Raw genomic sequence first — 25,398 nt, 5'->3', positions numbered from 1 at the left:
GGGGCCGCACCGCCCCGGGGCCCGGTCCCCTCAGTCCGCCGCGCGCAGGGCCTCCGCCAGGATCTCGGCGCCCTCCTCCGCCTCGGCCACGGTGAGCGACAGCGGCGGAGCGATCCTCAGCACGCTGGTGCTGTGGCCGCCGCCCTTGCCGATGAGCAGCCCGCCCTCGCGGGCCGCCTCCAGCACCGCCGCCGCGGCTTCCGGATGTGCCTCGTCGGTGCCGGGCTTCACCAGCTCGACGCCGATCATCAGGCCCCGGCCGCGCACCTCCCGTACGCACGAGGAACGCGCGCCGATCGCCCGGAGGCGTTCGATGAGCAGACCGCCGACCCGCCGCGCGTTGCCCTGGAGGTCGTGCTCCAGGAGGTACGAGAGGTTGGCGAGTCCGGCGGCCATGGTGACCGGGGAACCGCCGAACGTCGAAATGGAGTTGGCGTCCAGGCAGTTCATGACCTCGGCGCGGGCGACGACCCCGCCGATCGACATGCCGTTGCCGATGCCCTTGGCGAAGGTGAGGATGTCCGGCGGCCCGTGCTCGCCGTGCGCCTGCCAGCCCCAGAAGTGGTCACCGGTGCGGCCCCAGCCGGTCTGTACCTCGTCGGAGATCCACAGGATGCCGTGTCGGTCGAGCACTTCGCGGAAGGCGGCGAACAGCCCGTCGGGCGGCGAGGTGAAACCGCCGACACCCTGGATGGGTTCGGCGATCAGCGCGGCGGCCTCCCGGGTGTGTCCGAGCAGATCCTCCAGATCGGCGACGCACGCCTTGATGAACTGCGCGTCGCTCAGCTCCGCGTACGGGCCGCGGGCGCGGACGCCGCCATGGACGTACAGCGTCTGCAACGGTGACAGACTCGTGGGCGACCAGGCGTGGTTGCCGGTGATGGAGACCGCCGCGAACGAACGCCCGTGGTAGCTGTTGCGCATCGCGAGGATCTGGTTGGACCTGCGGTACGCGGTGGCCAGGAGCAGCGCGGTGTCGTTGGCCTCGGTGCCCGAGGTGGTGAAGAAGACGCGGGCGTCGGGGATGCCGGAGAGCGTGGCGACACGCTCGGCGAGCTCCACCATCGGGCGGTTGAGGTAGAGCGTGGAGGAGTGGATGATGCGCCCGGCCTGCTCGGCGACCGCCTTGGTGACCTCCGGCAGGGCGTGCGCGGTCATGGTGGTGAGAATGCCGCCGAAGAAGTCGAGGTACCGCTTGCCCTCGGCGTCCCAGACGTGGCGCCCCTCGCCGTGGGTCAGCTCCAGTGGCCGCCGGTAGTAGAGCGCCATCCAGTCGGGGCTGACCGCCAGATGGCGCTCGTGCAGACCGCTCACGGCTCCACCAGCCCGTCGTACGCGTCCGGCCGGCGGTCCCGGTAGAACGCCCACTGCCGGCGGACCTCCTCGATCAGGCCGAAGTCGAGGTCCCGGACGAGGAGTTCCTCCTCCTTGTCGCCTGCCACATCGCCGACGAACTGACCGCGCGGATCGACGAAGTAGCTCGTTCCGTAGAAGTCGTTGTCGCCGTACTCCTCCTGGCCCACACGGTTGATCGCGGCGATGAAGTACTCGTTGGCGACGGCGGAGGCAGGCTGTTCCAGCTGCCAGAGATGGCTGGAGAGACCGCGCGAGGTGGCCGACGGGTTGTACACCAACTGGGCGCCGTTGAGTCCGAGTTGGCGCCACCCTTCGGGGAAGTGCCGGTCGTAGCAGATATACACGCCGACCTTGCCCACGGCCGTGTCGAAGACCGGCCAGCCGGCGTTCCCGGGCTTGAAGTAGTACTTCTCCCAGAAGCCCTTGACCTGCGGGATGTGGTGCTTGCGGTACTTGCCGAGGTACGAGCCGTCGGCGTCGATCACCGCGGCGGTGTTGTAGTAGAAACCGGTCTGCTCGATCTCGAAGACCGGCACCACGATCACCATGCCGGTCTCGCGGGCCAGGTCCTGCATCCGCCGGACGGTCGGCCCGTCGGGCACGGCCTCGGCCCAGCGGTAGTGCTCGGGTTCCTGCACCTGGCAGAAGTAGGGGGCGTTGAACACCTCCTGGAACCCGATGATCCGCGCCCCCTGCCGGGCGGCCTCGCGCGCATGTTCCTCATGCTTGGCGATCATGGATTCGGTGTCGCCGGTCCAGGTCGCCTGGACAAGTGCGGCGCGTACGACGTGGGACATGAACTGCTCCTTCGACGCGGCGTCCGAGAGCCTCTACGCATTTCTACGCACGTAGACATGTGCATTGGAGGAGAACGTAAGCCCCGCCACACCGCGGGGCAAGACCATCGCCGTGAACCGATGGAGTCGATCATGATTCGTACCCGAGCGGTCCATACAGGTCAGACATGATCCACAAGGCGGCCTCCCACGGACAACGCCGTACCGATTCCCCTCGCGTTGGAGTGCGCTCCAGCCCATGACCTCCCAGGGAGGGGACCGTTGGGCGGACGTGTGACGGCGCCGGCCAGGGCGGCGGAGGTGACGGCCTCCCCGGCCGGCGCACCGCCGAAGCGGGCGCCGCGCGGCGACGCGGCACCGGCCGGCGGCGGCGGGCACGCGGCGACGCGGCCCCGCGGGCCTCAGAAGGTGACGGCGATCCCGGTGTGCGGGCGCTTGCCGAGCCGTACGACCGTCGCGGGCCAGTCGACGAGCCAGAACTTCCAGGTGTACTTGCGGGCCAGCACCTTGCGCACCGCCCGGGTCCCCGCCTCGTCCAGCAGCCGCGCGGTGCCCTCGGCACTCGGCGCGCCCTCCGCGATCCGGCCGCGCAGATCGCAGACCGTGACGCGGACCCGGGTGTCGTTGCGCAGCCGCTTGACCTTCCACGAGTCGGAGCGGGTCCAGACGCAGAGCACCTCGCCGTCGGCAGCGGCCCAGACGGGCGTGGCGACGGGGGTGCCGTCCTTCCGGTAGGTGGTCAGGCTGACGTACTCGCTGCGGGCGAAATCCTGGAGAGTCACACGCGTGACCCTAACGGCTGCCCCGCCGTCCCCGGCGGGCGCTCGGCGGCAGCCGTCAGGCGATCAGGGGCACCGCGTCCGGTTCCGGTGCGCAGCGGGTGAGCAGTTCGTCCATCGAGAGTCCGAGCGCCCCGGCCAGTGCGGCGACGGTGAAGAAGGCGGGGGTCGGCGCCCGGCCGGTCTCGATCTTGCGGAGGGTCTCGGCGGAGATTCCGGCGCTCGCGGCGACCGCGGCCATGCTGCGTCCGGCGCGCGCCTCGCGGAGCAGCGAGCCGAGCCGTTCGCCGCGAAGGCGCTCTTCGGGTGTCAGTGGCGTACGTACCATGCCGTCATTCTAATACCGCTCGGACCGGTATAGTAATTGGCATGGTGCAACTCAAGACAGACACATCCATCGAAGCGATGCGTGAGACCGGCCGCGTCGTCGCACGGCTGCTGGCCCGCGTGAAGGAGGCGGCGGCGGTCGGCGTCAGCCTCCTCGAACTCGACGGGACGGCCCGCGACGTCCTGCGCGAGGCAGGGGCCACCTCGCCGTTCCTGAACTACCGGCCGCACTTCGCGCCCACCCCTTTCCCCGCCGTGATCTGCGCGTCCGTCAACGACGCCATCGTGCACGGCATCCCCACCGGCTACCGGCTGCGTGACGGCGATCTGGTGAGCATCGACGCGGGCGCCGTCCTGGACGGCTGGGCCGGCGACTCGGCGATCAGCTTCACCGTGGGCCGCGCGCGCCCCGCCGACACCCGGCTGATCGACACGGCGTTCGCCGCGCTGGAGGCGGGCATCACAGCGGCGGTCGTCGGCAACCGGATCGGGGACATCTCCCATGCCATCGGCACGGTCTGCCGGAAGGCCGGTTACGGCATCCCGGAAGGATTCGGCGGTCACGGTATCGGCCGTTCGATGCACGAGGACCCGGGCGTACCGAACGAGGGACGGCCCGGACGCGGTATGCCCCTGAGGCACGGAATGGTGCTCGCGATCGAGCCGATGCTGATCGGCGGCGGTCAGGACGTGTTCCATCCGGACAAGGACGGCTGGACGCTGCGGACCGACGACGGCAGCCGGGCGGCACACGCCGAGCACACGGTGGCCATCACCGACGACGGACCCCGCATCCTCACGGCGCTGTGATACGGCCCGGGTGGGCGGTCCGCGCTCACCCGCGGTCGAGGAACATCCTGGCCAGAGCCTCACCCTCGGCAGTCGCCTTCGTGCGGCTCTCGATCGGTGAGACCCGGGAGTTCCTGAACACGAGGTAGGTGACACCGGAGTCCGTGCCACCGGTCCGGGGGTCGGGGTCGATGCCGAGCGCCTCGGCGGTGGCGTACGAAGCCTCCCCGATGACACCGCTGGGTCCCGTGTCACCGACGACGGCGTAGCGCACCCGGTCCCGGTGGACGACGGCGACGACACTGCCGCCGGAGATCCCGGACCTGCGGTAGTCCCAGACCGAACCGGGCGCGGGCACCACCACGTACGGCAGCGCGGCCGAGTCCAGCGGCTTGCCCCGGGACGTCCGGAAGGCCGTCTCCGGCAGGAAGTACGGGTCGGTCTTCCGGTTGCAGGCCTCGGTCTTCCGGCCGTCGCAGTCGATGTCCATGTCCGCCTTCCAGAACACGGCGTCCGTCGTCCCGCACACCGGGACGGTCGCCTTCGGCCGGTGGGCGTCCGTGCGGTAGGAGCCGCGCGAGATCCGCGTACAGGACGTCGTCCCGGCCAGCAGCGCCGAAGCGGTGACCGGGCCCGCCGGGGCCGCGGCCCCGGAAACGGCCCGCCGGTGGGCCGAACCGGTGCCGCCGGCTCCGGGGCCGGTCGCAGTGGCGGGCAGCGCCGCCGGGCCGAGCAGGGCGGCACCGCAGGCCGCGGTGAGAACGAGCGTTCGGGTACGCACCGTGCGAGAGCGCCTTTCCACTGGGCCGAAGGTCTCCTGGGAGCCCTTGCTGAGCTGTCGCCGCCGAGGCCGCGGGGCCGGTACATCGCGTGGTGCCGCCACATACCGGCCCCGCGGGCCGTGACTCGTCCGGGCGGAGGTCAGCGCCTGCCGCCCGGATGCACCACCATGGCCGAGCCGCCGCCCCGCCGCACCTTTTCCGCCGCCGCCAGCCACCGGCCGTCCGGCAGCCGCTGCACTCCGGTGGCCGCACCGATCTCCGGGTTCGGCTTGAAGACGTGTCCGAGCGCCTCCAGTTCCGCCCGCACGGGGCTGTCCCAGAGTCCCGGCTCGATCTCCGTGGTCGGCGAGTTGCGCTGGCTGGCGCGCGGCGCCGCGATGGCATCGACCAGCGGGAGCCCCCGGTCGAGGTGGCCGGTCAGCGACTGGAGCACGGTGGTGATGATCGTCGCGCCGCCCGGTGAGCCCAGGGCCAGCACCGGCTTGCCGTGCTTCAGCACGATGGTCGGCGAGATCGACGACCTCGGGCGCTTCCCGGGCCCCGGCAGGTTCGGGTCGTGCACCGCGGGGTTGGCGGGCGCGAAGGAGAAGTCGGTCAGCTCGTTGTTGAGCAGGAAGCCGCGGCCCGGCACCGTGATGCCGCTGCCGCCGGTCGACTCGATGGTCAGGGTGTACGCGACGACGTTGCCCCACTTGTCGGCGGTCGTCAGATGGGTGGTGTTCTCCCCCTCGAACGTCGTCGGGGCCGCCGTCCCCCCACTCGCGCAGGCCTTCGGATCGCGGGGGTCGCCGGGGGCCAGCGGGCTGGTCAGCACCGCGTCGTCCTTGATCAGGCACTCCCGCGAGTCGGCGAACCGCTGGCTCAGCAGTCCACGTGTCGGCACGTCCTCGAACGCCGGGTCACCCACCCAGCGCCCCCGGTCGGCGAACGCGATCCGGCTCGACTCGATCAGCCGGTGCAGGTACTGGACCTTGCTCGCCCGCGAAAGGTCCGTGGACTTGAGGATGTTGAGCGCCTCACCGACGCTCGTACCACCGGAGGAGGACGGCGCCATGCCGTACACGTCGAGCCCCCGGTATCCGACCTTCGTCGGGTCCTGCCGCAGCACGCGGTAGGCCCGCAGGTCCCTGCCCGTCAGATCGCCCGGCCGGACCACACGGGTGGCCTCCGGGTCGACGGGAGGCCTGCGGACGGTACGGACGATGTCGTCGGCCAGGTCGCCCCGGTACAGCTCGCCGATGCCCTCCCGGCCCAGCTCCTCGTAGGTACGGGCCAGGTCGGGGTTCTTGAAGACCGAACCCACCACCGGCAGCCGGCCACCGGGCAGGAACAGTTCGGCGGAGGCCGGGAAGTCGGCGAACCTGGCCTGATTCCCCGCGGTCTGCGAGCGGAACGTTTCATCCACGACGAATCCGTCGCGGGCCAGCCGCTCGGCCGGTTTCAGCAGGGTGCGCAGCGGCTTGGTGCCCCAGGTGTCCAGCGCCTTCTCCCAGGTCGCCGGGGTGCCGGGGGTGCCGACTCCGAGGCCGCTGGTGACGGCGTCGTCGAACGGGATCGGCTTCCCGTTCTCCAGGAAGAGCGAGGAGTCCGCGCTGCGCGGTGCGGTCTCCCGGCCGTCGATGGTCCGGACGGTGCGCTTCTTCGCGTCGTAGTGGACGAAGTAGCCACCACCGCCGACACCCGCCGAATACGGCTCGGTGACACCGAGCGCGGCCGCGGTCGCCACGGCGGCGTCGACGGCGTTGCCCCCCTTGCGGAGCACCTCGATACCGGCCGCCGACGCGTCCTCGTCGACGCTGGCGACCGCGCCCCCGTACCCCACCGCCACGGGCGACTTGGACGGACCCGGATGCGCGGGGGCGAGAGGCGCGGATCCGGCGGGGGCGGCTGCCCCGACCGAGGCGACCACCGCGAGGACGGCTAAGAACGTCGTACTACGCCCGACTGAACGGCGCATGCGAACCTCCAGTAAACGACAGTCCGCGCAGGGTAGCCCCGTGCCGCCCCGATCGTCAGGACCGCCTCGGGCGAGAACCCGGATGCCCCTGCCTCCGTCGCACTGCGGCCCATGTCACACACGGAATTCCGGAATATCCGGGGATTTACGGAACCCGGAGTCGGGGGCGAGGACTCTCTCCTGACGAGAAGCACATGTCCTGGAGGTTTTTCCGTTGAGCTCTGCACGCCGGCGCATACGCCGATCCGTTCCGGCCGGCCGCCCGGCCCGGCGCACCCTGATCGGCCCGGTCGTGGTGCTCGGCGCCGCACTCACCGCCTGTTCCGGCGGGCCGGCCACCTCCTCGGAGCGGGTGGCCGGATCGGCGAAGAACCCGGACACCAGCATTTCGGTGAATCTGAAGGGCACGCGGGCCGCGGCGGGACAGCCGGTGAAGGTGACGCTGGCGCGGGGCGAGCTGAAGAAGGTCACGGTGACCGGCGCGAAGGGCGAGGCGCTGAACGGGCGGATAGCGGCCGACGGCAGGAGCTGGACGTCCGCGCGGGTCGCGGCCCCGGGCACCGCGTACACCGTGGCGGCCGAGGACAAGGACGGCGGCAGCGACCGGGCGGGGTTCACCACGGCGGCGGCGGACAAGGTCAACAAGCTGACCCTCGCCCCGGGGAAGGACACCACGGTCGGCATCGGTCAGCCCCTCTCGATCGTCTTCGACAACCCGGTGAAGGACAAGGCCGCCGTGGAGAAGGGCCTGAAGGTCTCCACCTCGGACCACACCGAGGGCTCCTGGGGCTGGCTCCAGGACTACTCCGGCAAGGACCGGGTCGACTGGCGGCCGAAGGAGTACTGGAAGCCCGGTACGAAGGTCACCCTGGACGCGGAGCTGAACGGCGTCGACACGGGTGCGGCGGGCGGCTGGTTCGTGCGCGACTACGCCACGACGTTCACCATCGGCTCCGCCCAGGTGGTCAAGGTGGACCTCGACAGCCACCGCCTCGCCCTGCACCGCGACGGCAAGCAGGTCCTGGACGTCCCGATGTCCGCGGGCACCCCGGGCGGCGACAAGGCGTCCTGGCGGGGCACGGCCGTCCTGATGTCCAAGGAGGGCACGATCAACATGCGCTCCGAGACGGTCGGGCTGGGCGACGCCTACGACAAGATGGTCGACTACTCGATGCGCCTGACCTGGTCGGGCATGTACGCGCACGCCGCACCGTGGAACACCGCCTACTTCGGCCGCGCCAACCACAGTTCGGGCTGTGTCGGCATGAGCGACGCGAACGCCGCCTCGTTGTACGGACAGGTCCGGGTCGGCGACCCGTTCGAGATCACCGGGGCCGACGCCAAGGGCACGGTGGCCGAGGGCAACGGCTACGGCGCGTGGAACGTCTCCTGGGCCGACTGGCAGGCGAAGAGCGCGCTGAAGTGATCGTGGGCGGCGCGGCTCGGCCATGGACCCGCCCGCCCCGGCCGCCGTCCCCCTGCTGCCCGCGCGGCTTCGCACACCACGGTCACCGGCACCGAGGAGAGCGGCACCCTCGTCGCCCGATTCCGCGACGTGGGGCCGCTCGGCCCCGGCAGACCGGCCGGCAACGCCCACCGCACCTTCCGCGGGCGGACCCCCGGGCCGGCCGGTCCCCGTGGCCCCGGAGCGGTTCTCCACGGCCTACGGCGTCCCGGCCGGTACCCGGCTCGCCCTGGTGACCGACACCGTCGATCCGCTGTACATCGAGCACAACCCGACCGGCGCGCAGCTGACCTTCTCCTCGCCCGGCACGGATCCGAGTTGCCTCCCGGTCCCGCCGCGCGAGAAGTGATCACCGGCTGACGCCGGGCGGGCACTGCCCGGCTACTGCCCTCGCGGCAGCAGCGTCCCTGGTTCGGCCGCGGCAACACCTACCGCCTCGGTCTTCGGATTGCGCCGCTGCCGTTTCGCCACCCAGGTGGCGAACCACGAAAGCAGCATGCACATCCCGATGTAGATGGGTGAGATCACCATCACCACAGGGATGAAGGGGAGATCGTAGTCGAGATTCGACGCGATCAGCTTTCCCGCGTGGAGGAATTCCTCGTAGGTGATCAGATAACCGAGCGAGGTGTCCTTCAGGGCCACCACCAGCTGGCTGATGATGGTGGGCATCATGGCGCGCACCGCCTGGGGTGCCAGCACGAAGGTCGTGACCTGCGTCTTGCGCATGCCGAGCGCGTACGCGGCCTCCCCCTGGCCGCGCTCCACGGAGTTGACGCCCGTGCGGAACACCTCCGCGAGGACGGAGCCGTTGTAGAGGGTCAGTCCGGCGACCAGGGCGGGCAGCGGCTGTACCTTCAGCGCCGCGAAGATGAAGAAGATCATCACCAGCACCGGCATGGCCCGGAAGAACTCGACCAGCAGCGTCGCGATCCAGCGCACCGGCCGGTGCGCGGAGAGTCGGCCCACGGCGAGCACCCCGCCGAGCGCCAGCGAGAGCACCGCGGCGTACGCGAACGCCTTGAGGGTGTTGCCGAGCCCGCGCAGCAGCAGTTCCTGGATGCCCTTGTACTCGAAGGGCATCCACTTCTCGCTGGTGAACTGGTCGGTGTCGAAGAGCAGATAGACGACCCAGCCGACCAGCGCCAGGATCAGGACCGTGGAGCCGACCCCGTACAGGAAGTGCCGCTTGCGGGTCAGCGGGCCCGGGATGTCGTAGAGGGCGGTCGCCGAGGGGGTGGAGTGGGCGGTCATCGGGCGACTCCCCAGCGCTTCTCCAGCACGTTGAACAGCGCGCTGATGGACAGGGTGATGATCAGGTAGCCGACGGCGATCCAGATGAACGTCCAGATGATGCTGTAGCCCAGTTCATTGAGCGTCTTGTAGGTGCCGAGCAGTTCGGTGACGCTGAACGCACCCGCGATCGCCGAGTTCTTGGCCAGGGCGATGAGGGTCGAGCCGACCGGCGGGATCACCGAGCGGAAGGCCTGCGGCAGCACCACGCTGCTCAGGGTCTGCCCGAACGTCATCCCCAGGCTGCGCGCCGCCTCGCCCTGCCCCGTGGGTACGGTGTTGATGCCGGAGCGCAGCACCTCGCAGATGAACGCGGAGGTGTAGCAGCCGAGCGCGAGGACCGCGAAGACCTTGAACGGCAGGACCAGTCCGAAGCGCGGCAGTCCGAGCAGGACGGCGAAGAACAGCAGGGTGAGCGGGGTGTTGCGGAGCACGGTGACCCAGACCGTACCGAGCGCCCGGAAGGAGCCCACCGGAGCGACCCGGCAGGCGGCCATGACGAAGCCGAGGACCAGCGCCAGGACCGAGGCGTAGACGGTGAGTTCGACGGTGCCGAGGAAGCCCTCGCCGTAGAGCGAGAAGTTCTCTGTCAGTACATCCATGTGCGGCCGTCCCCTCAGGTCGCCGGGTAGCGGTCGATGGGCGGCGGCTTCGGCGCGGGCACTCCGGACAGGCCCAGCGTCGCTTCGAAGGCCTTCTTCCAGTTGCCGTTCTTCTCGTTGGCCTCCAGCGCGTCGTTGATGGCGGCGCGTAGCGCGTTGTCGCTGCGGGGCACGCCGATGCCGTACGGCTCCTCGGAGAACGGCTTCCCGACGACCTTCATCTCGTCCGGTGCCTTCGCCGCGAAGCCGAGCAGGATCGCGTCATCGGTGGTGACGGCGTCGACCTGGTAGGTCAGCAGGTTGTCGACACAGATCGAGTACGTGTCGTAGGCGACGAGGTCCGCCTTGGGGTAGTCGGCCGCGATGCGCTGGTAGGGGGTGGAGCCCGCCGCCGAGCACACGGTCTTCCCCGCCAGGTCCTGCGGTCCGTGGATGTCGTTCTCGTCGGTGCGCACCAGCAGCCCCTGCCCGGCCATGTAGTAGGGGCCGGCGAAGCCGACGAGCTTCTTGCGCATGTCGTTGATGGTGTAGGTGCCGACGTAGTAGTCGATCTGCCCGTTCTGGAGGGCGGTTTCGCGGTTGGCGGAGGCGATCGTCCTGAAGCTGACCGACTTCGGCGCGAAGCCGAGCGAGGCCGCTGTCATCCGGGCGATCTCGATGTCGAAGCCGGAGTAGATCCCGCTGGCCGGGTCCTTCTCGCCCAGATAGGGCTGGTCCTCCTTGGCGCCGACCACCAGATGGCCCCGGCGTTTGGCCTTCTCCCAGGTCGGGGAGTCGGGCAGGTCGAAACCGGTGTCGACCGTGTACTGCGGCAGCGCCTCCGGCTTCGGGCCCTTGACCGGCGGGCTGCCCTCCTTGCCGCACCCGGCCGCGAGCGCGGCGAGCAGGAGACCGGCCAGAGCGGCTGCCTTCGTCCCGGTGCGGGACCTTGTCGTACGGGACCTTCTCGTACGCGAGTTCGTCGTACGCAACATGGAGCCTCCCGTCAGTGCTTGAGGATCTTGGACAGGAAGTCCTTGGCGCGGTCGCTCGACGGGGACGTGAAGAAGTCCTCCGGCGTGCGGTCCTCCACGATGCAGCCGTCGGCCATGAAGACGACGCGGTTGGCGGCGGAACGGGCGAAGCCCATCTCGTGCGTGACCACGACCATGGTCATGCCCTCCTGGGCGAGCTGCTGCATGACCTCCAGCACCTCGTTGATCATTTCCGGGTCGAGCGCCGAGGTGGGCTCGTCGAACAGCAGGGCCTTGGGGTCCATGGCCAGGGCGCGGGCGATGGCCACGCGCTGCTGCTGGCCGCCGGAGAGCTGCGCGGGGAACTTGTCGGCCTGCGAGGCGAGACCGACCCGCTCCAGCAGCTCCCTGGAACGCTTGTCGGCCTCGTCCTTCTTGCGCTTGCGGACCTTGAGCTGGGCGAGCGAGACATTGGCCAGCACGGTCTTGTGCGCGAACAGGTTGAACGACTGGAAGACCATGCCGACTTCGGCCCGGAGCTGTGCGAGCCCCTTCCCCTCCTCCGGGAGGGGTCTGCCGTCGATGCTGATGTGGCCCGACTCGATCGTCTCGAGTCTGTTGATCGTCCGGCAGAGCGTTGACTTGCCGGATCCGGACGGGCCGATGACCACCACCACCTCCCCGCGGCCGACGGTGAGATTGATGTTCTGCAGGACGTGCAACTCTCCGAAATGCTTGTTGACGTCCCGCAGCTCGATCAACGGATCGACGGCCATACGCTGCCCTACCCACTTGTCGCTGTGTCGAGGTCAGCGCAAACTATCCATCCCGATAAGGGACTTCGCACCCGACACGCGTAAATGGTGCATAAGGCTTTTTATCTCGGCCGGGCCGCGGGGTCAGCCTTCGGCGGACTCCGCGTACACCTGGGAGAGCTCGGGGCTGCCCGCCATCGCCCAGTCGAGACCGGCCTCGACGACATCGATCTCGCGCCCGGAGGCCAGGCGCACCACGGGCCGGCCGCTCGGCCAGATGTCCCACACCGCGCCGGGGACGGTGCGCACGAGGACCGTCCCGAGGTAGAGGCCGGCGTCGTTGCCCAGCCAGGGCAGCTCCTCGGGGTCGTCGCGCCAGCGGGGCGGCAGCTGGTCGAGCGCGGTCAACGAGGCAGGGCTGTCGTCGAGTTCGAGGCCGTTCTGCCCTGCTCGGACGCGCAGCAGTTCGCATTCGGCGAGCAGCTCGGCCACGCCGTCGGGATCCACTTCGACGGCGGCCGCGAGCGCCGCTCCGTGCGTACCGCCCTGACGCTTACGCCAGTTGTCCAAGAAAGGGATGTTCATACCACTAGGGTCCCATCCCCGCCGCGTTCCGCACCACAAGGCGCGCGGCCGTTGCCGATCCGACACCCGGATCGGGTTGCGCTGGACACCTCCCCCGGTCGCGCGACCCGGTATCCGGGCCCGCGGGACCGGCATCTAGGGTGCGGACATGATCTCGCAGACCTATCTGTCCGAACTGTTCTCCCTGGAGGGCCGGGTCGCCGTGGTGACCGGCGGCAGCTCCGGCATCGGCCGGGCGATCACCGGAGCCCTCGCCCGTGCGGGGGCGGGCGTGGTCGTCGTGGCGCGCCGCGAGGCGGAGCTGGCCGCGACGGTGGACGAGCTGACGGCCGAGGGCTGCCGGGCGGCCTGGGTGAGCGCCGATCTGAGCACCGCCGACGGTGTGCGCGGGGGTGCCGAGGCGGCGGCAGCGCCCTTCGGGGAGCCGGACATCCTGGTGAACTGCGCCGGGATCAATCTGCGCCCGCCGATGAGCGAGCTGGGCGAGGACGTCTGGGACACCACGATGACCGTGAATCTGAAGGCGCCCTACCTTCTGGGGCAGCGCTTCGGGCCGGGCATGGCCGAGCGGGGCTTCGGACGGATCATCCACATCACCTCGCAGCAGGCCCACCGCGCGTTCGTGCAGAGCGGCGCGTACGGGGTGTCCAAGGGTGCGCTGGAGTCGCTGGCCCGTTCGCAGGCGGAGGCCTGGTCGCCGTACGGCGTCACCTGCAACACACTGGTGCCCGGCTTCGTGATGACCCCGCTCAACGAGCGGCTCTCCGCCGACCCGGAGAGGGTGGCGGCGCTGGCCGCCCGCACGATGACCGGGCGCAACGGGCTGCCCGAGGACTTCGCGGGCGCGGCGGTGTTCCTGGCGGGCCGGGGCTCGGGCTATGTGACGGGTCAGTCGATCTTCGTCGACGGCGGGTTCTCGGTGCACTGAACCCGCCGCCGCGCGTCGGTCAGGATTCCTGCTGCCACAGGGTCGCGGCCGCTTCGGTCACGGCGGTTTCGACGGCGGCCGAGGCGGCGTCCTTGCCGATGCCGAGTCCGGTGAGCACACCGGAGCCGTCCTCGAACTCCAGCAGGGCCAGCAGGACGTGCTCGGTGCCGACGTAGTTGTGTCCGAGCCTGAGCGCCTCACGGAAGGTCAGCTCCAGGACCTTGCGGGAATCCGCGTCGTACGGGATCAGCTCGGGCACCTCGTCGGCGGCGGGGGGCAGAGCGGCGGCGGCGGCGGTACGGACGGCGTCCGGGGCCACCCCCTGGCCGGCGATGACCCGGGCGGCGATGCCTTCGGGCTCGGCGAGGAGACCGAGTGCCAGGTGGGCCGGGAGGATCTCGGCGTGCCGGGCGGCCTGGGCCTCGTTGTGAGCGGCCATGACGACGTTGCGGGCGCGCTGGGTGAAGCGGCCGAATCCCTGGCTCGGGTCCAGGTCGGAGGCGGAACCGGTGCTCGCGTCGGTCTTCTTGGGGACGAATCGCTTCTGGGCGGCCTGCCGGGTCACTCCCATGCTCCGGCCGATGTCCGTCCAGGAGGCGCCGGAGCGGCGGGCCTGGTCCACGAAGTGGCCGATGAGGTGGTCGGCGACGTCACCGAGGTGGTCGGCGGCGACGACCGCGCCCGACAGCTGTTCCAGGGCGTCGGTGTGGCTGTTCTTGATGGCCGCGATCAGGTCGTCGAGGCGTACGGACGGCGTGGCGGGAAGAGGCTGCGTCATGCGTCAACCGTAGGTTGACACTCTTCAGGTGTCAACCCACGGTTGTCAGCAGATCCCGCTGCCGCCCCTCAGAGGTCGAGGTCGACGACGACCGGGGCGTGGTCGGACGCGCCCTTGCCCTTGCGCTCCTCGCGGTCGACGTAGCTGTCCTTGACCGCGGCCGTGAACGGGGCGTTCCCGTAGACCAGGTCGATGCGCATGCCCTTGTTCTTCGGGAAGCGCAGCTCGCGGTAGTCCCAGAAGGTGTACGGACGGTCGTACTTGAGCGGGCGGGGCATGACATCGCTCAGCCCCTCCTCCCTCAGCGCCGCCAGGGCGGCCCGCTCGGCGGGGGTGACATGGGTGGCGCCCTCGAAGAGGGCGGGGTCCCAGACGTCCTCGTCCACCGGGGCCACGTTGAAGTCGCCCAGCACCGCGAACGGCAGCGGGCCCGCGGCGTCCTCGGCGACGGCCTTCCGAAGCGCCTCCAGCCAGCGCAGCTTGTAGGCGTAGTGCGCGTGCTCGACCTCGCGGCCGTTGGGCACATAGACCGACCAGACACGGGCCGGACCGCAGGTCGCCGAGATGGCCCGCGGCTCCTGCGCCCCGTCGTACTCCGGGCCGTCCGGCAGCCCCATGACCACGTTGTCGAGGCCGACCCGGGAGAGCAGCGCGACCCCGTTCCACCGGCCCGTGGCGTTGACCGCGGACTCGTAGCCCAGCTCCCGCAGCGCGTCCGCGGGGAACTGCTCGGCCGTGCACTTGGTCTCCTGGATGCACAGCACATCGGTGCCGGTGCTCTCCAGCCAGGCCAGCAGCCTCGGCAGCCGGGCAGTGATCGAATTGACGTTCCAGGTGGCGATGCGCATGGCAGCAAACCTAGCCGGTCCCACTGACAGTCGCCCCCGTGCCGGGCGGTGCGGCCGGCCGGGCGCTCAGAGCTCCGTGGTGTCCCCCGGCGCCATCCGGCCGTGACCGGCCCCGCCGAGGCGGCCGATCTGGTTGTCGTAGATGGGCCGCGCGAGATCGGTGAGCAGGGCGTCGTGGATGTCGATGGCGCGCCGCGGCTTCACCTCCCGTACGTAGTCGATGACCTCGGAGATCTTGTTCCACGGGGCCATCACCGGGAGCAGCAGGGTGTCCACCGCCCGGTCGGGGACGGTGAGCGCGTCCCCGGGGTGGAAGACGGAGCCGTCCACCAGGAAGCCGATGTTGGTGATCCGGGGGATGTCCGGGTGGATCACGGCGTGCAGTTCCCCGTGCACGGCCACCTCGAACCCGCCGGCGGTGAACGTGTCTCCGTGGCCCACGGTGTGCACCCGTCCGGGAAAGGCCGCCGAGAGCTGTCGGGCCACACTGTCCAGTGTCCAGATCTCGGCCGCCGGGTCGGCCTCCAGTCCGGCCCGCAGCCTCGCCTCGTCGAAGTGGTCCGGGTGTTCGTGCGTGACCAGGATGACGTCGGCGCCGATCGCGGCGTCGTCCTCGGAGAAGCCGCCGGGGTCGATGACGAGCGTCTGCCCGTCCTTCTCGATCCTGATGCAGGAGTGCGTCTTCTTGGTCAGCGTGAGAGGCGATGCGTTCATACCGCCCATCCTGCTACGCGGGCGGCGTGGTTTCCTCCTGGATCACGGACCGCGCGATGGCGAAGGCGGCCCCCGCGGCCGGAATGCCGCAGTACACGGCGGTCTGGAGCAGGACCTCCTTGATCTCGGCGGGCGTCAGTCCGTTGCGCAGCGCGGCCCGCGTATGGGCGGCGAGGCCTTCCAGACGGCCGGAGGCGACCAGCGCGGTGAGCGTGACGCAGCTGCGGGTTCTGCGGTCCAGGCCCTCCCGGGTCCAGATCTCACCCCAGGCGTACCGCGTGACCAGCTCCTCGAAGTCCTCGGTGAACGCGTCGGCCGAGGCGTTCACCGTGTCGACATGGGCGTCGCCCAGCACCTCGCGGCGCACCTTGACGGCGTTGGCGTACGCCTCGCCGCCGCCCGCCGCGCCGGTGTCGGGACGGACGGCGGCGGGGGCGATCTCCGCGACGGGCAGGACGGGGGCGGAGAGGGCCGGGGCGACGGGCGGCGCCGGAATGGCGGCGATGGTGTCCTGCCAGGACGTGGAGAAGTGCATCAGGAGCAGGTCGCTGACGGCGGCGGGCTGCTCGACGGGGGCGAGGTGGGAGGCGCCGGGGACCAGGGCGAGCCGGGCATCCGGTATGCCCGCGACCAGGGTGCGCGCCTCGGCGGGACCGGTCACCTGGTCCTCCGCGCCGACCAGGACGAGGGTGGGAACGCCGATGCGGCCGAGTTCGGTACGGATGTCGAAGGCGGCGAGCGCCTCGCAGGCCGCGATGTAACAGCCGGGGTCGGTGGTGCGGACCATCTGCACGGCCCATTCGACGATGGCCGGCTGGGCCGCGGCGAAGCCGGGGGTGAACCAGCGCTCCGGGGCGGTACGGGCCATCGGCTCCAGCCCGTTGGTGCGGACGATCACCCCGCGCTGGCGGAATTCGTCGGCGCTGCCGAACCGGGGCGAGGCCGCCACCAGGGCCAGCGAGGCCACCCGGTGCGGGTGCCGCAGGGCGAGGTCGGCACCGATCGCGCCGCCGATGGAGCAGCCCGCGTACCCGAAGCGCTGGACGCCGAGGCCGTCGAGGGTGGCGAGCAGCCGGTCGGCCAGGTCGCCGACGGCGGTGGCCGGGTGGGCGGGGGCACCACCGTGGCCGGGCAGGTCGTACCGGAAGACGCGCCAGTGCTGGGACAGCTCGGGTACCTGGCGGTCCCACATGTGCCAGGAGGTACCCAGGGAGGGGCCGATCACCAGGATCGGCGCGTCCTCCGGCCCGTCGAAGCGGTACTGCAGGGTTTCAGTCGTCGTCTTACTCACCCGCTCACGCTCCCATATCTCACATTCTCCGAACGGAGGGGGTCGGGAGAGGTGCCGGACCTCCCCATATTTCCGCCGCCGGACATCCACAGACCCGTGTGCCCAGTGATGTGCGCGCGGGGCCGGGCCCCCGCCCGGGGCCGGGCGTTCAGGGGGTCGCCGCGGAGACGACGTAGACGACGGGGTTCGCCGGGTCGGTCATGTTGACCGTGATGTTCTGGGTGGGACGCGGATCCTTGTTGGTGTGGGTCGTGCCCGCCCAGTTCGCGCCGGGGCCGAAGTACCAGCCGGTGATCTTGAGGTCGCGTTCGCCGATGGTCACCGCCCCGGTCTCCAGGGCCGCGCGGCCCGTTCCGACCCCGGTGAGGAACCGGTCGAGCCCGGCGGAGGTCGTACGGAACTTCACGTACATCCGGCTGGCCTTCCAGTTGTTGGTCTCGTAGTACTGGACGCCTGTCGCGTTGCCGGGGATCGGTACCTCGAAGATCCGGCGCTGCATCCCCGACGGCCAGTCCTCCCGCAGGCCCTGTGCGGAGGCCTCCGCCTCCTTGTCCTTGCCGGAGCGGCGGCTCTGGCCTGCGGAGATCAGCAGGTATCCGGCCGGGATGCCGATCAGCAGCACGATGATCGTCGCCGTGATCAGCCGTCGTCTGATCACCCGGCGGCGGTCCTGCGGGGGCTTGCCGTCGCCGTCGCCGGGCGGAGCGGGCTGGCGCGGCACGACGGGGTGCTCGGCTGCGGTCATGTTCGGGTGTCCCTTGGTGCTGCGGCTGCTGCGGATGCGGTCACTGGTGCGAGGACGCCGCTCGGTGCGGTCGCGGTTCAGTCCGCGGTGCGGGTGGACCGCGTGCTGCGGATCGTGCTCGCGGCCTGGTCGTAGATCTGCGCGTACCGCTCGTACCGTTCGACGCGGCGGCGGTTCGCGCGGCGGAATCTGCGGGCGACCAGACGGGCCAGGTCCGCGGCGCCGACCATACCCGCCTCGGGGCCGAGCTGGGCCTTCGCGATCCGGGCCTCGGGGCGGTAGCCGCGCCCCGTGAGGTGGCGTTTGAAGGCGTCCCGGGCGGGGCCGATCAGCAGGTCGTCGGCGGCGCTGACGCCCCCTCCGATGACGAAGCAGGAGGGGTCGAGCGCGGCGGCCAGATTGGCGATGCCGACGCCGAGCCACTGGCCGATGTCCTGGAGGAGCTCGATGCACATCGCATCGCCCTCCCGGGCCAGTTCGGTGATGAGCGGACCGGTGATGTCGGGGATGTTCCCCTTGACCCGGTCCAGCAGGTAGTGCGCGACCGGGGAGTCCGCGGCGGCCAGTTCCCTGGCCTCGCGCACCAGGGCGTTGCCGGAGCTGTACTGCTCCCAGCAGCCGCGGTTGCCGCAGGGGCAGCGGTGTCCGCCGGGCACGACCTGCATGTGGCCGAACTCACCCGCGACCCCGTACTTCCCGCGCTTGACCTGGCCGTCCTCCAGGATCGCGCCGCCGATGCCGGTTCCGAGGGTGATCATGACGAGGTGGTCCTCGCCCCGGCCCGCGCCGAAGCGCCATTCCGCCCAGGCCGCCGTGTTGGCGTCGTTGTCGACCATGACGGGGACGACCAGGCGGGAGGCGATCGCGTCGCGCAGCGGTTCGTCGCGCCAGGCGAGATGGGGGGCGAACAGGACCTTCGAGCGGTCCGCGTCCACCCAGCCCGCCGCACCGATTCCCACGGCGTGCACGTCGTGCCGGTCGGAGAGGTCCAGGACCAGCTCGACGATGGTGTCCTCGACGACCTTGGGGCTCTTGGACTTGTCGGGCGTCTCGGTGCGCAGTTGCTCCAGGATGTTGCCGTCCGCGTCGACGACGCCGGCCATCACCTTCGTCCCGCCGATGTCGATGCCGACGGTCGGGACCCGGGGCGCCGTGAGGTGCGAGCGCCGCTCCCTGGTGCCGACGGTCTTGAGGACGGTGGCGCGGGCGGAGCCGCGGTGTGTGAAGTCGCGGTACGTGCTCATCGTCCCTGCGGGGTCTGGGGGGCCGGTCACGTGCTGCCCGGCGGCGGACGGCGCCCACCACGCCCGATTCTGCCACTGCCGGACCCCGGCCGCCGTTGGACGGGGCCCGGCGGCGCCGGAACGCTCAGCTCCGCTACGGGGCGCCGTCGGCGGCCGGGGGCACGTCGATGCGCCCGGGTGCGGGGGCGCGCTCCAGCTCGTGGCTGAGCTCCTCCAGCTCGCTGCCGCCCGCCATCTGGCGGGTGAGCTCGTCCAGGGTGATGTCGTCCTTGGTGTGGCTGCCGGACATGGCGCCGCGCTTGAGCAGCACGAACCGGTCGCCCACGAGATAGGCGTGGTGCGGGTTGTGCGTGATGAGGACCACGCCGAGTCCGGCGTCCCTGGCCGCCGCCACGTACTTGAGGACGACCCCGGACTGTTTGACGCCGAGCGCCGCCGTCGGCTCGTCCAGGACCAGGACCTTGGCACCGAAGTGGACGGCGCGGGCGATGGCCACGCACTGGCGCTCGCCGCCGGACAGGGTGCCGATCGGCTGGTCGACGTCGCGCAGGTCGATGCCCATGCGCAGCAGCTCGGCGCGGGTCGTCTCGCGCATCCGCCGCACATCGAGGCGCTTGAACGGACCCGCGCCGGTCGTCGGCTCGGAGCCGAGGAAGAAGTTCCGCCAGACCGGCATGAGCGGGACGACCGCCAGGTCCTGGTAGACCGTGGCGATGCCGCGGTCCAGGGCGTCGCGCGGGTTGGCCAGGGCGGTCTCCTCGCCGTCGATCAGGAAGGTCCCGGCATCGTGCCGGTGCAGCCCCGCGATGATCTTGATGAGGGTGGACTTGCCCGCTCCGTTGTCACCGAGGACACAGGTGATCTCGCCCGCGTGGACCACCAGCGAGACGTGCTCCAGCGCCTTGATGTTGCCGTAGAACTTGGCCACGTCGGCCAGCTCCACGAGGGCCCGGTCGGCCGTCACTTTGTCGCCTCCGCGCGCTTGCGTACCCATGCGTTGAGCAGGGTGGCCAGGAGCAGCATCGCCCCCAGGAAGAACTTGAACCAGTCCGGGTTCCACTCCGCGTACACGATGCCCTTGCTGGTCATGCCGAAGATGAAGGCGCCGACCGCGGAGCCGATCGCGGAGCCGTAGCCGCCGGTGATCAGACAGCCGCCGATGACGGCCGCGATGATGTACGTCAGCTCGTTGCCCACGCCCTCGCCGGACTGGACGACGTCGTAGCTGAACAGCAGGTGCTGCCCGGAGACCCAGGCCGCGAAGGCCACCCCGAGGTAGAGGCCGATCTTCGTACGGATCACCGGGACGCCGACCGCGCGGGCCGCGTCGGCCTCACCGCCGACGGCGAAGATCCAGTTGCCGAAGCGGGTACGGAGCAGGATCCAGGTCGCGACCGCGACGAGCGCCGCCCACCACAGGATGGTCACCTTGAACTCGACGTCGCCGATCGTCAGCTGGGAGGCGAAGACCTTGCGGGCCGACTCGAAGCCCTCCATGTCGCCGATCGCCTTGGTCGACACGGTGCCGCTGATGAGCTTGGTGAACCCGAGGTTGAGCCCGGTCAGCATCAGGAACGTACCGAGCGTGATGATGAAGCTCGGCAGCTTGGTACGGGTGAGCATGAAGCCGTTGAACGCGCCGACGGCCAGGGTGACCAGCAGGGACACGAAGACGCCGACCCAGACGTTGGCCGTCATCTGGTAGCTGAACATCGAGGAGATCAGTGCGGAGCTGGTGACCAGCACACCGGCGGAGAGGTCGAACTCGCCGCCGATCATCAGCAGCGCCACGGGCGCGGCCATGATCCCGATGGTGGAGGCCGCGTACAGCACGGTGCCGAAGCTGGAGGCCTGGAGGAAGCTGTCGGCGACGATCGTGAAGAAGAGGAAGACGGCCGCCGCGCCGACGACCGAACCGAGCTCGGGGCGGCCGAGCAGCCTGCGCAGCGGTGAGGTGCGCAGCAGCCGTTCGTCGGCCCGGTCGGCGGGCGGGGCGGGCGCGGGGGACGGAGCCGGTGCCGCGGGCTGTCCGGATCCGCTCATCGGGTGCCCCGCTTGGTGTACTCGGCCAGCGCGTCGGCGTCGTCGGCCGTGATGACCTGCGGGCCGGTCAGGACGGGCAGGCCGCCGCCGAGCACATTGCGGTTGTAGCGGTAGAGCCAGAGCAGGTCGACGGCCTCGTAGCCCTGGAGGTAGGGCTGCTGGTCGACGGCGAAGCCGAGCTTCTTCTCCTTGAGACCGGTGGCGACCTTGGCGTTCAGGTCGAAGGTGTCGATCTCCGCCGCGCTGCCCGCGGTCCGCTTGGCCTGGACGGCGGCGTCGGCGAAGGGCGCGCCGAGGGTGACGACCGCGTCGATGCTCTTGTCCGCCTGGAGCTTGGCCTCGATGGACGCCTGGACGTCGGGCATGTTGGTGCCGTCGACGTACAGGTTCTGCATCGTGCCGGCGAAGGCCTTCCGGGCCCCCGCGCAGCGCTGCTCGTGGCCGACGTTGCCCTGCTCGTGCAGGATGCACAGGGCCTTCTTGCGGCCCCGCTCGTCCAGCTCGTCGCCGACCGCCTCACCGGCGATGGACTCGTCCTGGCCGATGTGGGTGAGGGCGCCGAACGCCTTGGACTCCGCGGAGCCCGAGTTCACCGTGATCACCGGGATGCCGGCCTTGACGGCCTTGGCGACGACGGCCTTCATGGCGTCGGGCTTGGCGAGCGTGACGATCAGCCCGTCGACCTTCTTGTCGATCGCGGTCTGGACGAGCTGGGCCTGCTGCTGCGCCTCGTCGTTGTGCGAGTACAGGAAGTTGATGTTGTCCTTGACCGCCGCCTGCTCGGCACCCTTCTGGACGATGTCCCAGAAGGTGTCGCCATCGCCCGAGTGGGTGACCATGGCGAACGTCCAGCGGGGTGTGTTCACCGCGGCCCGGCCCTCGGCGGCCGCGGCCGCGCGTTCTTCCGCCCGCTTGCCACCGGTGCTGCTGCATCCCATGAGGGAGGCGCCGAGCACCGCCGCCAGCACGGCGCCCATCGCGCGTACCCCTGTCCGAACCGTTGCCACGACGCCGTGCCCTTCTTGTGCTGCTCACTGTGCTGCTGTGTGGGGCCTGGGAGAGTTCCGCTCCCGGCCCGGCTGCCCAAGTATCCCCGAGCCCCGCCCGTCATCGCCCGGCAGGGCGGCTGTGGGAGTTGTAGCGGCGTTGTATGACCACCGTCAAGAGTGTGTCCGGGGATACGTCCGGCGGGCCGGCCGGCCCGGGGCTCAGGGACGTACGAGCAGCTGGAACTCGAACGCGTAGCGCGAGGCCCGGTAGACGTGCGAGCCGAACTCGACCGTACGTCCGGAGTCGTCGAAGGTGACCCGCTCCATCGTCAGCAGCGGCGCGCCCACCGCCTCGCCGAGCCGGCCGGCCTCCCGCTCGCCGGCGGCCCGCGCGCCGATGGACTGACGGGCGCTGTGCAGGGTGATTCCCGCGGCGCGCATCATCCGGTACAGCCCGGTCGTCTCCAGCCGTTCCGTGCCGAGGTCGAGGAGCCCGCGGGGCAGGTGGTTGCGCAGCAGGGCCATCGGTTCGCCGTGCGCGTACCGCAGCCGCTCCACGAAGTGGACCTCGCTCCCCTCCTCGACCCCGAGCGCCGCGGCGACCGCGGCGGTGGCCGGTTCGAGGGCGGCGCGCAGCACACGGGTGGTCGGCTGCTGGCCGGCCGCCTCCAGGTCGTCGTAGAGGGAGCTGAGCTCCAGCGGGCGCCGGACCTGGCTGTGCACGATCTGGGTGCCCACGCCCCGGCGGCGCACCATCAGCCCCTTGTCGACGAGCGACTGGATGGCCTGGCGCACGGTCGGCCGGGACAGTCCGAGGCGGGCGGCGAGCTCGACCTCGTTGCCGAGCAGGGTGCCGGGGGCCAGCCGGCCCTGTTCGACGGCCGCCTCCAACTGCTGCGCCAGCTGGAAGTAGAGCGGCACCGGGCTGGTGCGGTCCACGCTCAGCGGGAGCGGCTGGTCGGTTCCTCGTTCGGTCACGGGCCGAGCGTAGTTCGATTGTCCGGACAAAGCCATGGCGGCCAGGGGCGCGGAGGCCGGGCGGTGGGCGACCGGGCCGCCATTTGTCAGGACAAACGCTTGACATGACGACAGGGCAAACGTCACCTTGGGGCCATGCGCATCGGACTCATCGGAACGGGACGTATCGGCACTTTCCATGCGGTGGCGCTGAGCCGCCACGACGCCGTGGACGCACTGGTGGTGGCGGACGCCGACCCGGACCGGGCGGCAGCGGTCGCCGCGCGGACCGGCGCGGAGGCCGTGGCGGTGGACGAGGTGTTCGCGTCCGGCCCGCGGGGCGTCGACGCGCTCGTGATCTCCTCGGCGACCGCCGCCCACGCCGGACTCATCGAGCGGGCCGCCCGCGCCGGGATCCCGGCGTTCTGCGAGAAGCCGATCGCCCTCGACCTGCCCGCCACCCTGAAAGCCCTGGACGCCGTCGAATCGGCGGGCTCCGTACTCCAGTTGGGCTTCATGCGGCGCTTCGACGCCGGGTTCGCCGCGGCCCGCGACGCCGTGCGGGAGGGGCGGCTCGGGCGGCTGCACACCGTGCGGGCGGTCACCTCGGACCCGGCGCCGCCGCCCGCCGCCTATCTCCCGCTCTCCGGCGGCCTGTACCGGGACTGCCTGGTCCACGACTTCGACATGGTGCGGTGGGTGACGGGCCGCGAGGTCGGCGAGGTGTACGCCACCGGGTCGGACGCCGGACCCCCGATGTTCCGCGAGGCGGGCGACGTCGACACGGCGGCCGTCCTGCTGACCCTGGACGACGGCACGCTGGCCACGGCCACGGCCACCCGGTGCAACGGCGCCGGGTACGACGTACGGATGGAGCTGGCGGGCGAGCGCGACCAGCTCGCGGTCGGCCTCGACGACCGCACCCCGCTGACCTCGGCCGAGCCACTGGGGCCCGGCGCCCCGCCGAAGCCGTGGCCGGGCTTCCTGGAGCGGTTCGCCCCCGCGTACGAGGCGGAGCTGGACGCCTTCCTCGACGTGGCCCGGGGCGAGCTGGTCAATCCGTGCGACGGGCGGGAGGCGCTGCACGCGCTGCGTATCGCCGAGGCCTGCGAGCGCTCGCGCCGCGAGCGCCGGCCGGTGAGCCTGCGGGAGATCCCCGGGGGCTGACCGGCCGCGCGCTCCGGACCGGCGGGTTACGCGCTCACCAGGCCACCGGCAGGCTCATCGGCCCCCGCATGAGCATCCCGGTGCGCCACTTCAGTGCCGCCGGGTCCGCGGCCAGGCGCAGGTCCGGACAGCGCTCCAGCAGCGACCTGATGGCGATCCGGGCCTCGATGCGGGCCAGTGGCGCGCCCAGGCAGTAGTGGATGCCGTGACCGAAGGCGACATGGCCGCGGGCGTCCCGGGTGATGTCGAAGCGGTCCGCCGCCTCGTACCGCGCGGGGTCCCGGTTGGCGTCCGACATCGCCACGAGCACCAGCTCCCCGCCGCCGGGGATGACCGTGCCGCCGACCTCGATCGGTTCGGTGGTGAAGCGGTACGTCGGGGTCTCGACCGGTCCCTCGAAGCGCAGGATCTCCTCGACCGCGTTGTCGATGAGGCCGAAGTCCGCGCGCAACGCCTCAAGTTGACCGGGGTGGGTGAGCAGATTGAGCACCCCGTTGGTGACGAGGTTGACGGTGGTCTCATGGCCCGCGACGAGCAGCAGCCAGGCCATGCCCACCAGTTCGTCGGCCGAGAGCCGGTCACCGTCCACGTCCGCCGTGTGGATCAGCCCGCTCATCAGATCGTCGCCCGGCCGCTCGCGCTTCTCGGCGAGCAGACCCTCCAGGTAGGCGGTCACCTCCGCCGTCGAGGTCTCCCGGGCCTCGGCGCCGATCGCCGAGACGGCGTTGTTGGACCACTCACGGAACGCCGACCGGTCCAGGAACGGCACCCCGAGCAGCTCACAGATGACGGACATCGGCAGCGGGAACGACAGCGCCTCGACGAGATCGGCGCTCCGGTTCGGCGCGGCGAGCATCGCGTCGAGCAGCTCGTCCGTCATCTCCTGCACGCGCGGGGCGAGTTGCTCCATGCGCCGCGGGGTGAACTCCCGGGTCACCAGCTTGCGCAGCCGGGTGTGGTCGGGGGCGTCCACACTGAGCATGGACGTACCGGCGGAGACCTTGGCGATGCCCAGCGCGGGCGAGGCCTTCTGCCACGCCTTGGACAGCCTCTGGTCGGCCAGGAGTTCCCGCCCCACGTCGTAGCCGACGACGAGCCAGGCGGGCGCGCCCTCGGGTATGCGGACCCGGTGTACCGGGCCCCGGGCCCGCAGCCGGGCGTACACGGGGTAGGGGTCACGGGTGAAGTCCTCGCCGAGCGCGGCGAGGTCGAGTACGGCTTCGGTGGTCAACGCGGTTCCCTTCCGGGTGACGT

At 70.9% G+C, this 25,398-nt stretch carries 26 protein-coding genes and 1 pseudogene; 5 read left to right on the top strand and 22 right to left on the bottom strand.

Translation table 11 applies throughout. The features are described from left to right. Nucleotides 1-30 precede the first annotated feature (30 nt). From ABT170_RS11760 to ABT170_RS11745, 4 genes are all read right to left on the bottom strand, one after another. A complete protein-coding gene (locus ABT170_RS11760; protein WP_329940444.1) occupies nucleotides 31-1,314 on the bottom strand; it encodes an aspartate aminotransferase family protein in 1,284 nt (427 codons plus the stop codon). Further along, on the bottom strand, nucleotides 1,311-2,153 hold the full coding sequence (locus tag ABT170_RS11755; RefSeq protein ID WP_329940445.1) for a nitrilase-related carbon-nitrogen hydrolase: 843 nt from the start codon (nucleotides 2,151-2,153) through the stop codon (nucleotides 1,311-1,313). Before ABT170_RS11755 ends, ABT170_RS11760 begins: the two co-directional genes overlap by 4 nt. Nucleotides 2,154-2,554: 401 nt before the next feature. Next, on the bottom strand, nucleotides 2,555-2,935 hold the full coding sequence (locus tag ABT170_RS11750) for a PPOX class F420-dependent oxidoreductase (protein WP_351866169.1): 381 nt from the start codon (nucleotides 2,933-2,935) through the stop codon (nucleotides 2,555-2,557). A gap of 55 nt (nucleotides 2,936-2,990) precedes the next feature. After that, nucleotides 2,991-3,260 carry a helix-turn-helix domain-containing protein gene (locus ABT170_RS11745; RefSeq protein WP_329940447.1) on the bottom strand — a complete coding sequence of 90 codons (270 nt, stop codon included), beginning with the start codon at nucleotides 3,258-3,260 and terminating at the stop codon, nucleotides 2,991-2,993. A gap of 41 nt (nucleotides 3,261-3,301) precedes the next feature. Here ABT170_RS11745 and map point away from each other — a divergent pair, with 41 nt between their 5' ends. After that, complete coding sequence (gene map, locus ABT170_RS11740; protein ID WP_329940448.1) at nucleotides 3,302-4,069, top strand: type I methionyl aminopeptidase; 768 nt, start codon at nucleotides 3,302-3,304, stop codon at nucleotides 4,067-4,069. Nucleotides 4,070-4,094: 25 nt separating this feature from the next. Here the strand turns inward: map and ABT170_RS11735 are convergent, their stop codons facing one another. Next, on the bottom strand, nucleotides 4,095-4,829 hold the full coding sequence (locus ABT170_RS11735) for a glycoside hydrolase family 75 protein (RefSeq protein ID WP_351866165.1): 735 nt from the start codon (nucleotides 4,827-4,829) through the stop codon (nucleotides 4,095-4,097). 140 nt (nucleotides 4,830-4,969) lie between these two features. Beyond that, entirely contained in the window at nucleotides 4,970-6,787 is a 1,818-nt protein-coding gene (gene ggt / locus ABT170_RS11730) for a gamma-glutamyltransferase (RefSeq protein ID WP_329940450.1), read from the bottom strand. A gap of 214 nt (nucleotides 6,788-7,001) precedes the next feature. Here ggt and ABT170_RS11725 point away from each other — a divergent pair, with 214 nt between their 5' ends. Both ABT170_RS11725 and ABT170_RS11720 read left to right on the top strand, forming a co-directional pair. Continuing rightward, entirely contained in the window at nucleotides 7,002-8,213 is a 1,212-nt protein-coding gene (locus ABT170_RS11725) for a L,D-transpeptidase (protein WP_351866162.1), read from the top strand. Between the two features lie 63 nt (nucleotides 8,214-8,276). Continuing rightward, nucleotides 8,277-8,601, top strand: a pseudogene (locus ABT170_RS11720) (CocE/NonD family hydrolase C-terminal non-catalytic domain-containing protein); the annotation flags it as partial. Nucleotides 8,602-8,633: 32 nt separating this feature from the next. Here ABT170_RS11720 and ABT170_RS11715 read toward each other — a convergent pair. From ABT170_RS11715 to ABT170_RS11695, 5 genes are all read right to left on the bottom strand, one after another. After that, nucleotides 8,634-9,506 carry an amino acid ABC transporter permease gene (locus ABT170_RS11715; RefSeq protein ID WP_351866159.1) on the bottom strand — a complete coding sequence of 291 codons (873 nt, stop codon included), beginning with the start codon at nucleotides 9,504-9,506 and terminating at the stop codon, nucleotides 8,634-8,636. After that, nucleotides 9,503-10,147 (bottom strand): amino acid ABC transporter permease, encoded by a 645-nt coding sequence (locus ABT170_RS11710; RefSeq protein ID WP_329940453.1) that lies wholly within the window; start codon nucleotides 10,145-10,147, stop codon nucleotides 9,503-9,505. Before ABT170_RS11710 ends, ABT170_RS11715 begins: the two co-directional genes overlap by 4 nt. A 14-nt stretch (nucleotides 10,148-10,161) precedes the next feature. Then, entirely contained in the window at nucleotides 10,162-11,121 is a 960-nt protein-coding gene (locus ABT170_RS11705) for a glutamate ABC transporter substrate-binding protein (protein ID WP_329940454.1), read from the bottom strand. Nucleotides 11,122-11,132: 11 nt separating this feature from the next. Then, nucleotides 11,133-11,876: an amino acid ABC transporter ATP-binding protein gene (locus tag ABT170_RS11700; protein ID WP_266925319.1), complete on the bottom strand. Its 744-nt coding sequence runs from the start codon at nucleotides 11,874-11,876 to the stop codon at nucleotides 11,133-11,135. Nucleotides 11,877-11,999: 123 nt separating this feature from the next. After that, nucleotides 12,000-12,440 (bottom strand): DUF6278 family protein, encoded by a 441-nt coding sequence (locus ABT170_RS11695; RefSeq protein WP_329940455.1) that lies wholly within the window; start codon nucleotides 12,438-12,440, stop codon nucleotides 12,000-12,002. 148 nt (nucleotides 12,441-12,588) lie between these two features. On the opposite strand from ABT170_RS11695, the gene ABT170_RS11690 reads away from it, so the two are divergent. Next, nucleotides 12,589-13,368 (top strand): SDR family NAD(P)-dependent oxidoreductase, encoded by a 780-nt coding sequence (locus ABT170_RS11690; protein WP_329940456.1) that lies wholly within the window; start codon nucleotides 12,589-12,591, stop codon nucleotides 13,366-13,368. A 19-nt stretch (nucleotides 13,369-13,387) separates the two neighbouring features. Here ABT170_RS11690 and ABT170_RS11685 read toward each other — a convergent pair whose 3' ends face one another. The 10 genes from ABT170_RS11685 to ABT170_RS11640 form a co-directional block, all read right to left on the bottom strand. After that, entirely contained in the window at nucleotides 13,388-14,146 is a 759-nt protein-coding gene (locus ABT170_RS11685; protein ID WP_329940457.1) for a Clp protease N-terminal domain-containing protein, read from the bottom strand. A 68-nt stretch (nucleotides 14,147-14,214) separates the two neighbouring features. Next, nucleotides 14,215-14,994, bottom strand: coding sequence for an exodeoxyribonuclease III (locus ABT170_RS11680; RefSeq protein WP_329940458.1), 780 nt, complete (start codon nucleotides 14,992-14,994; stop codon nucleotides 14,215-14,217). A gap of 66 nt (nucleotides 14,995-15,060) precedes the next feature. Then, nucleotides 15,061-15,708, bottom strand: a complete 648-nt coding sequence (locus ABT170_RS11675; RefSeq protein ID WP_329940459.1) for an MBL fold metallo-hydrolase — start codon at nucleotides 15,706-15,708, stop codon at nucleotides 15,061-15,063. 13 nt (nucleotides 15,709-15,721) lie between these two features. Beyond that, the gene (gene pcaDC / locus ABT170_RS11670; protein WP_351866152.1) at nucleotides 15,722-16,999 is read right to left on the bottom strand and encodes a bifunctional 3-oxoadipate enol-lactonase/4-carboxymuconolactone decarboxylase PcaDC; all 1,278 of its coding nucleotides are present in this window, start codon (nucleotides 16,997-16,999) and stop codon (nucleotides 15,722-15,724) included. 148 nt (nucleotides 17,000-17,147) lie between these two features. Next, entirely contained in the window at nucleotides 17,148-17,744 is a 597-nt protein-coding gene (locus ABT170_RS11665; protein WP_329942729.1) for a hypothetical protein, read from the bottom strand. A 77-nt stretch (nucleotides 17,745-17,821) separates the two neighbouring features. Continuing rightward, a complete protein-coding gene (locus ABT170_RS11660; protein ID WP_266925304.1) occupies nucleotides 17,822-18,988 on the bottom strand; it encodes an ROK family glucokinase in 1,167 nt (388 codons plus the stop codon). Between the two features lie 133 nt (nucleotides 18,989-19,121). Then, nucleotides 19,122-19,982, bottom strand: a complete 861-nt coding sequence (locus ABT170_RS11655) for an ATP-binding cassette domain-containing protein (RefSeq protein WP_329942728.1) — start codon at nucleotides 19,980-19,982, stop codon at nucleotides 19,122-19,124. Further along, nucleotides 19,949-21,031, bottom strand: coding sequence for an ABC transporter permease (locus ABT170_RS11650; RefSeq protein WP_329942727.1), 1,083 nt, complete (start codon nucleotides 21,029-21,031; stop codon nucleotides 19,949-19,951). Before ABT170_RS11650 ends, ABT170_RS11655 begins: the two co-directional genes overlap by 34 nt. Then, nucleotides 21,028-22,038: a sugar ABC transporter substrate-binding protein gene (locus ABT170_RS11645; protein ID WP_502970504.1), complete on the bottom strand. Its 1,011-nt coding sequence runs from the start codon at nucleotides 22,036-22,038 to the stop codon at nucleotides 21,028-21,030. The genes ABT170_RS11650 and ABT170_RS11645 overlap by 4 nt, the downstream gene beginning before the upstream one ends. Before the next feature lie 201 nt (nucleotides 22,039-22,239). After that, nucleotides 22,240-22,998 (bottom strand): GntR family transcriptional regulator, encoded by a 759-nt coding sequence (locus tag ABT170_RS11640; RefSeq protein WP_329942726.1) that lies wholly within the window; start codon nucleotides 22,996-22,998, stop codon nucleotides 22,240-22,242. Between the two features lie 135 nt (nucleotides 22,999-23,133). Here ABT170_RS11640 and ABT170_RS11635 point away from each other — a divergent pair, with 135 nt between their 5' ends. Then, complete coding sequence (locus ABT170_RS11635) at nucleotides 23,134-24,144, top strand: Gfo/Idh/MocA family protein (RefSeq protein WP_351866147.1); 1,011 nt, start codon at nucleotides 23,134-23,136, stop codon at nucleotides 24,142-24,144. Nucleotides 24,145-24,178: 34 nt separating this feature from the next. On the opposite strand, the gene ABT170_RS11630 is transcribed toward ABT170_RS11635, so the two are convergent. Further along, nucleotides 24,179-25,375 (bottom strand): cytochrome P450 family protein, encoded by a 1,197-nt coding sequence (locus tag ABT170_RS11630; protein ID WP_351866144.1) that lies wholly within the window; start codon nucleotides 25,373-25,375, stop codon nucleotides 24,179-24,181. Nucleotides 25,376-25,398: the final 23 nt, after the last annotated feature.

This window comes from Streptomyces sp. NPDC001787, assembly GCF_040297465.1.
In the GTDB taxonomy this organism is placed as follows: Bacteria; Actinomycetota; Actinomycetes; order Streptomycetales; family Streptomycetaceae; genus Streptomyces.
The sequence above is the reverse complement of the archived record's forward strand: the minus strand, read 5'-3'. Positions and strand labels throughout refer to the sequence as shown.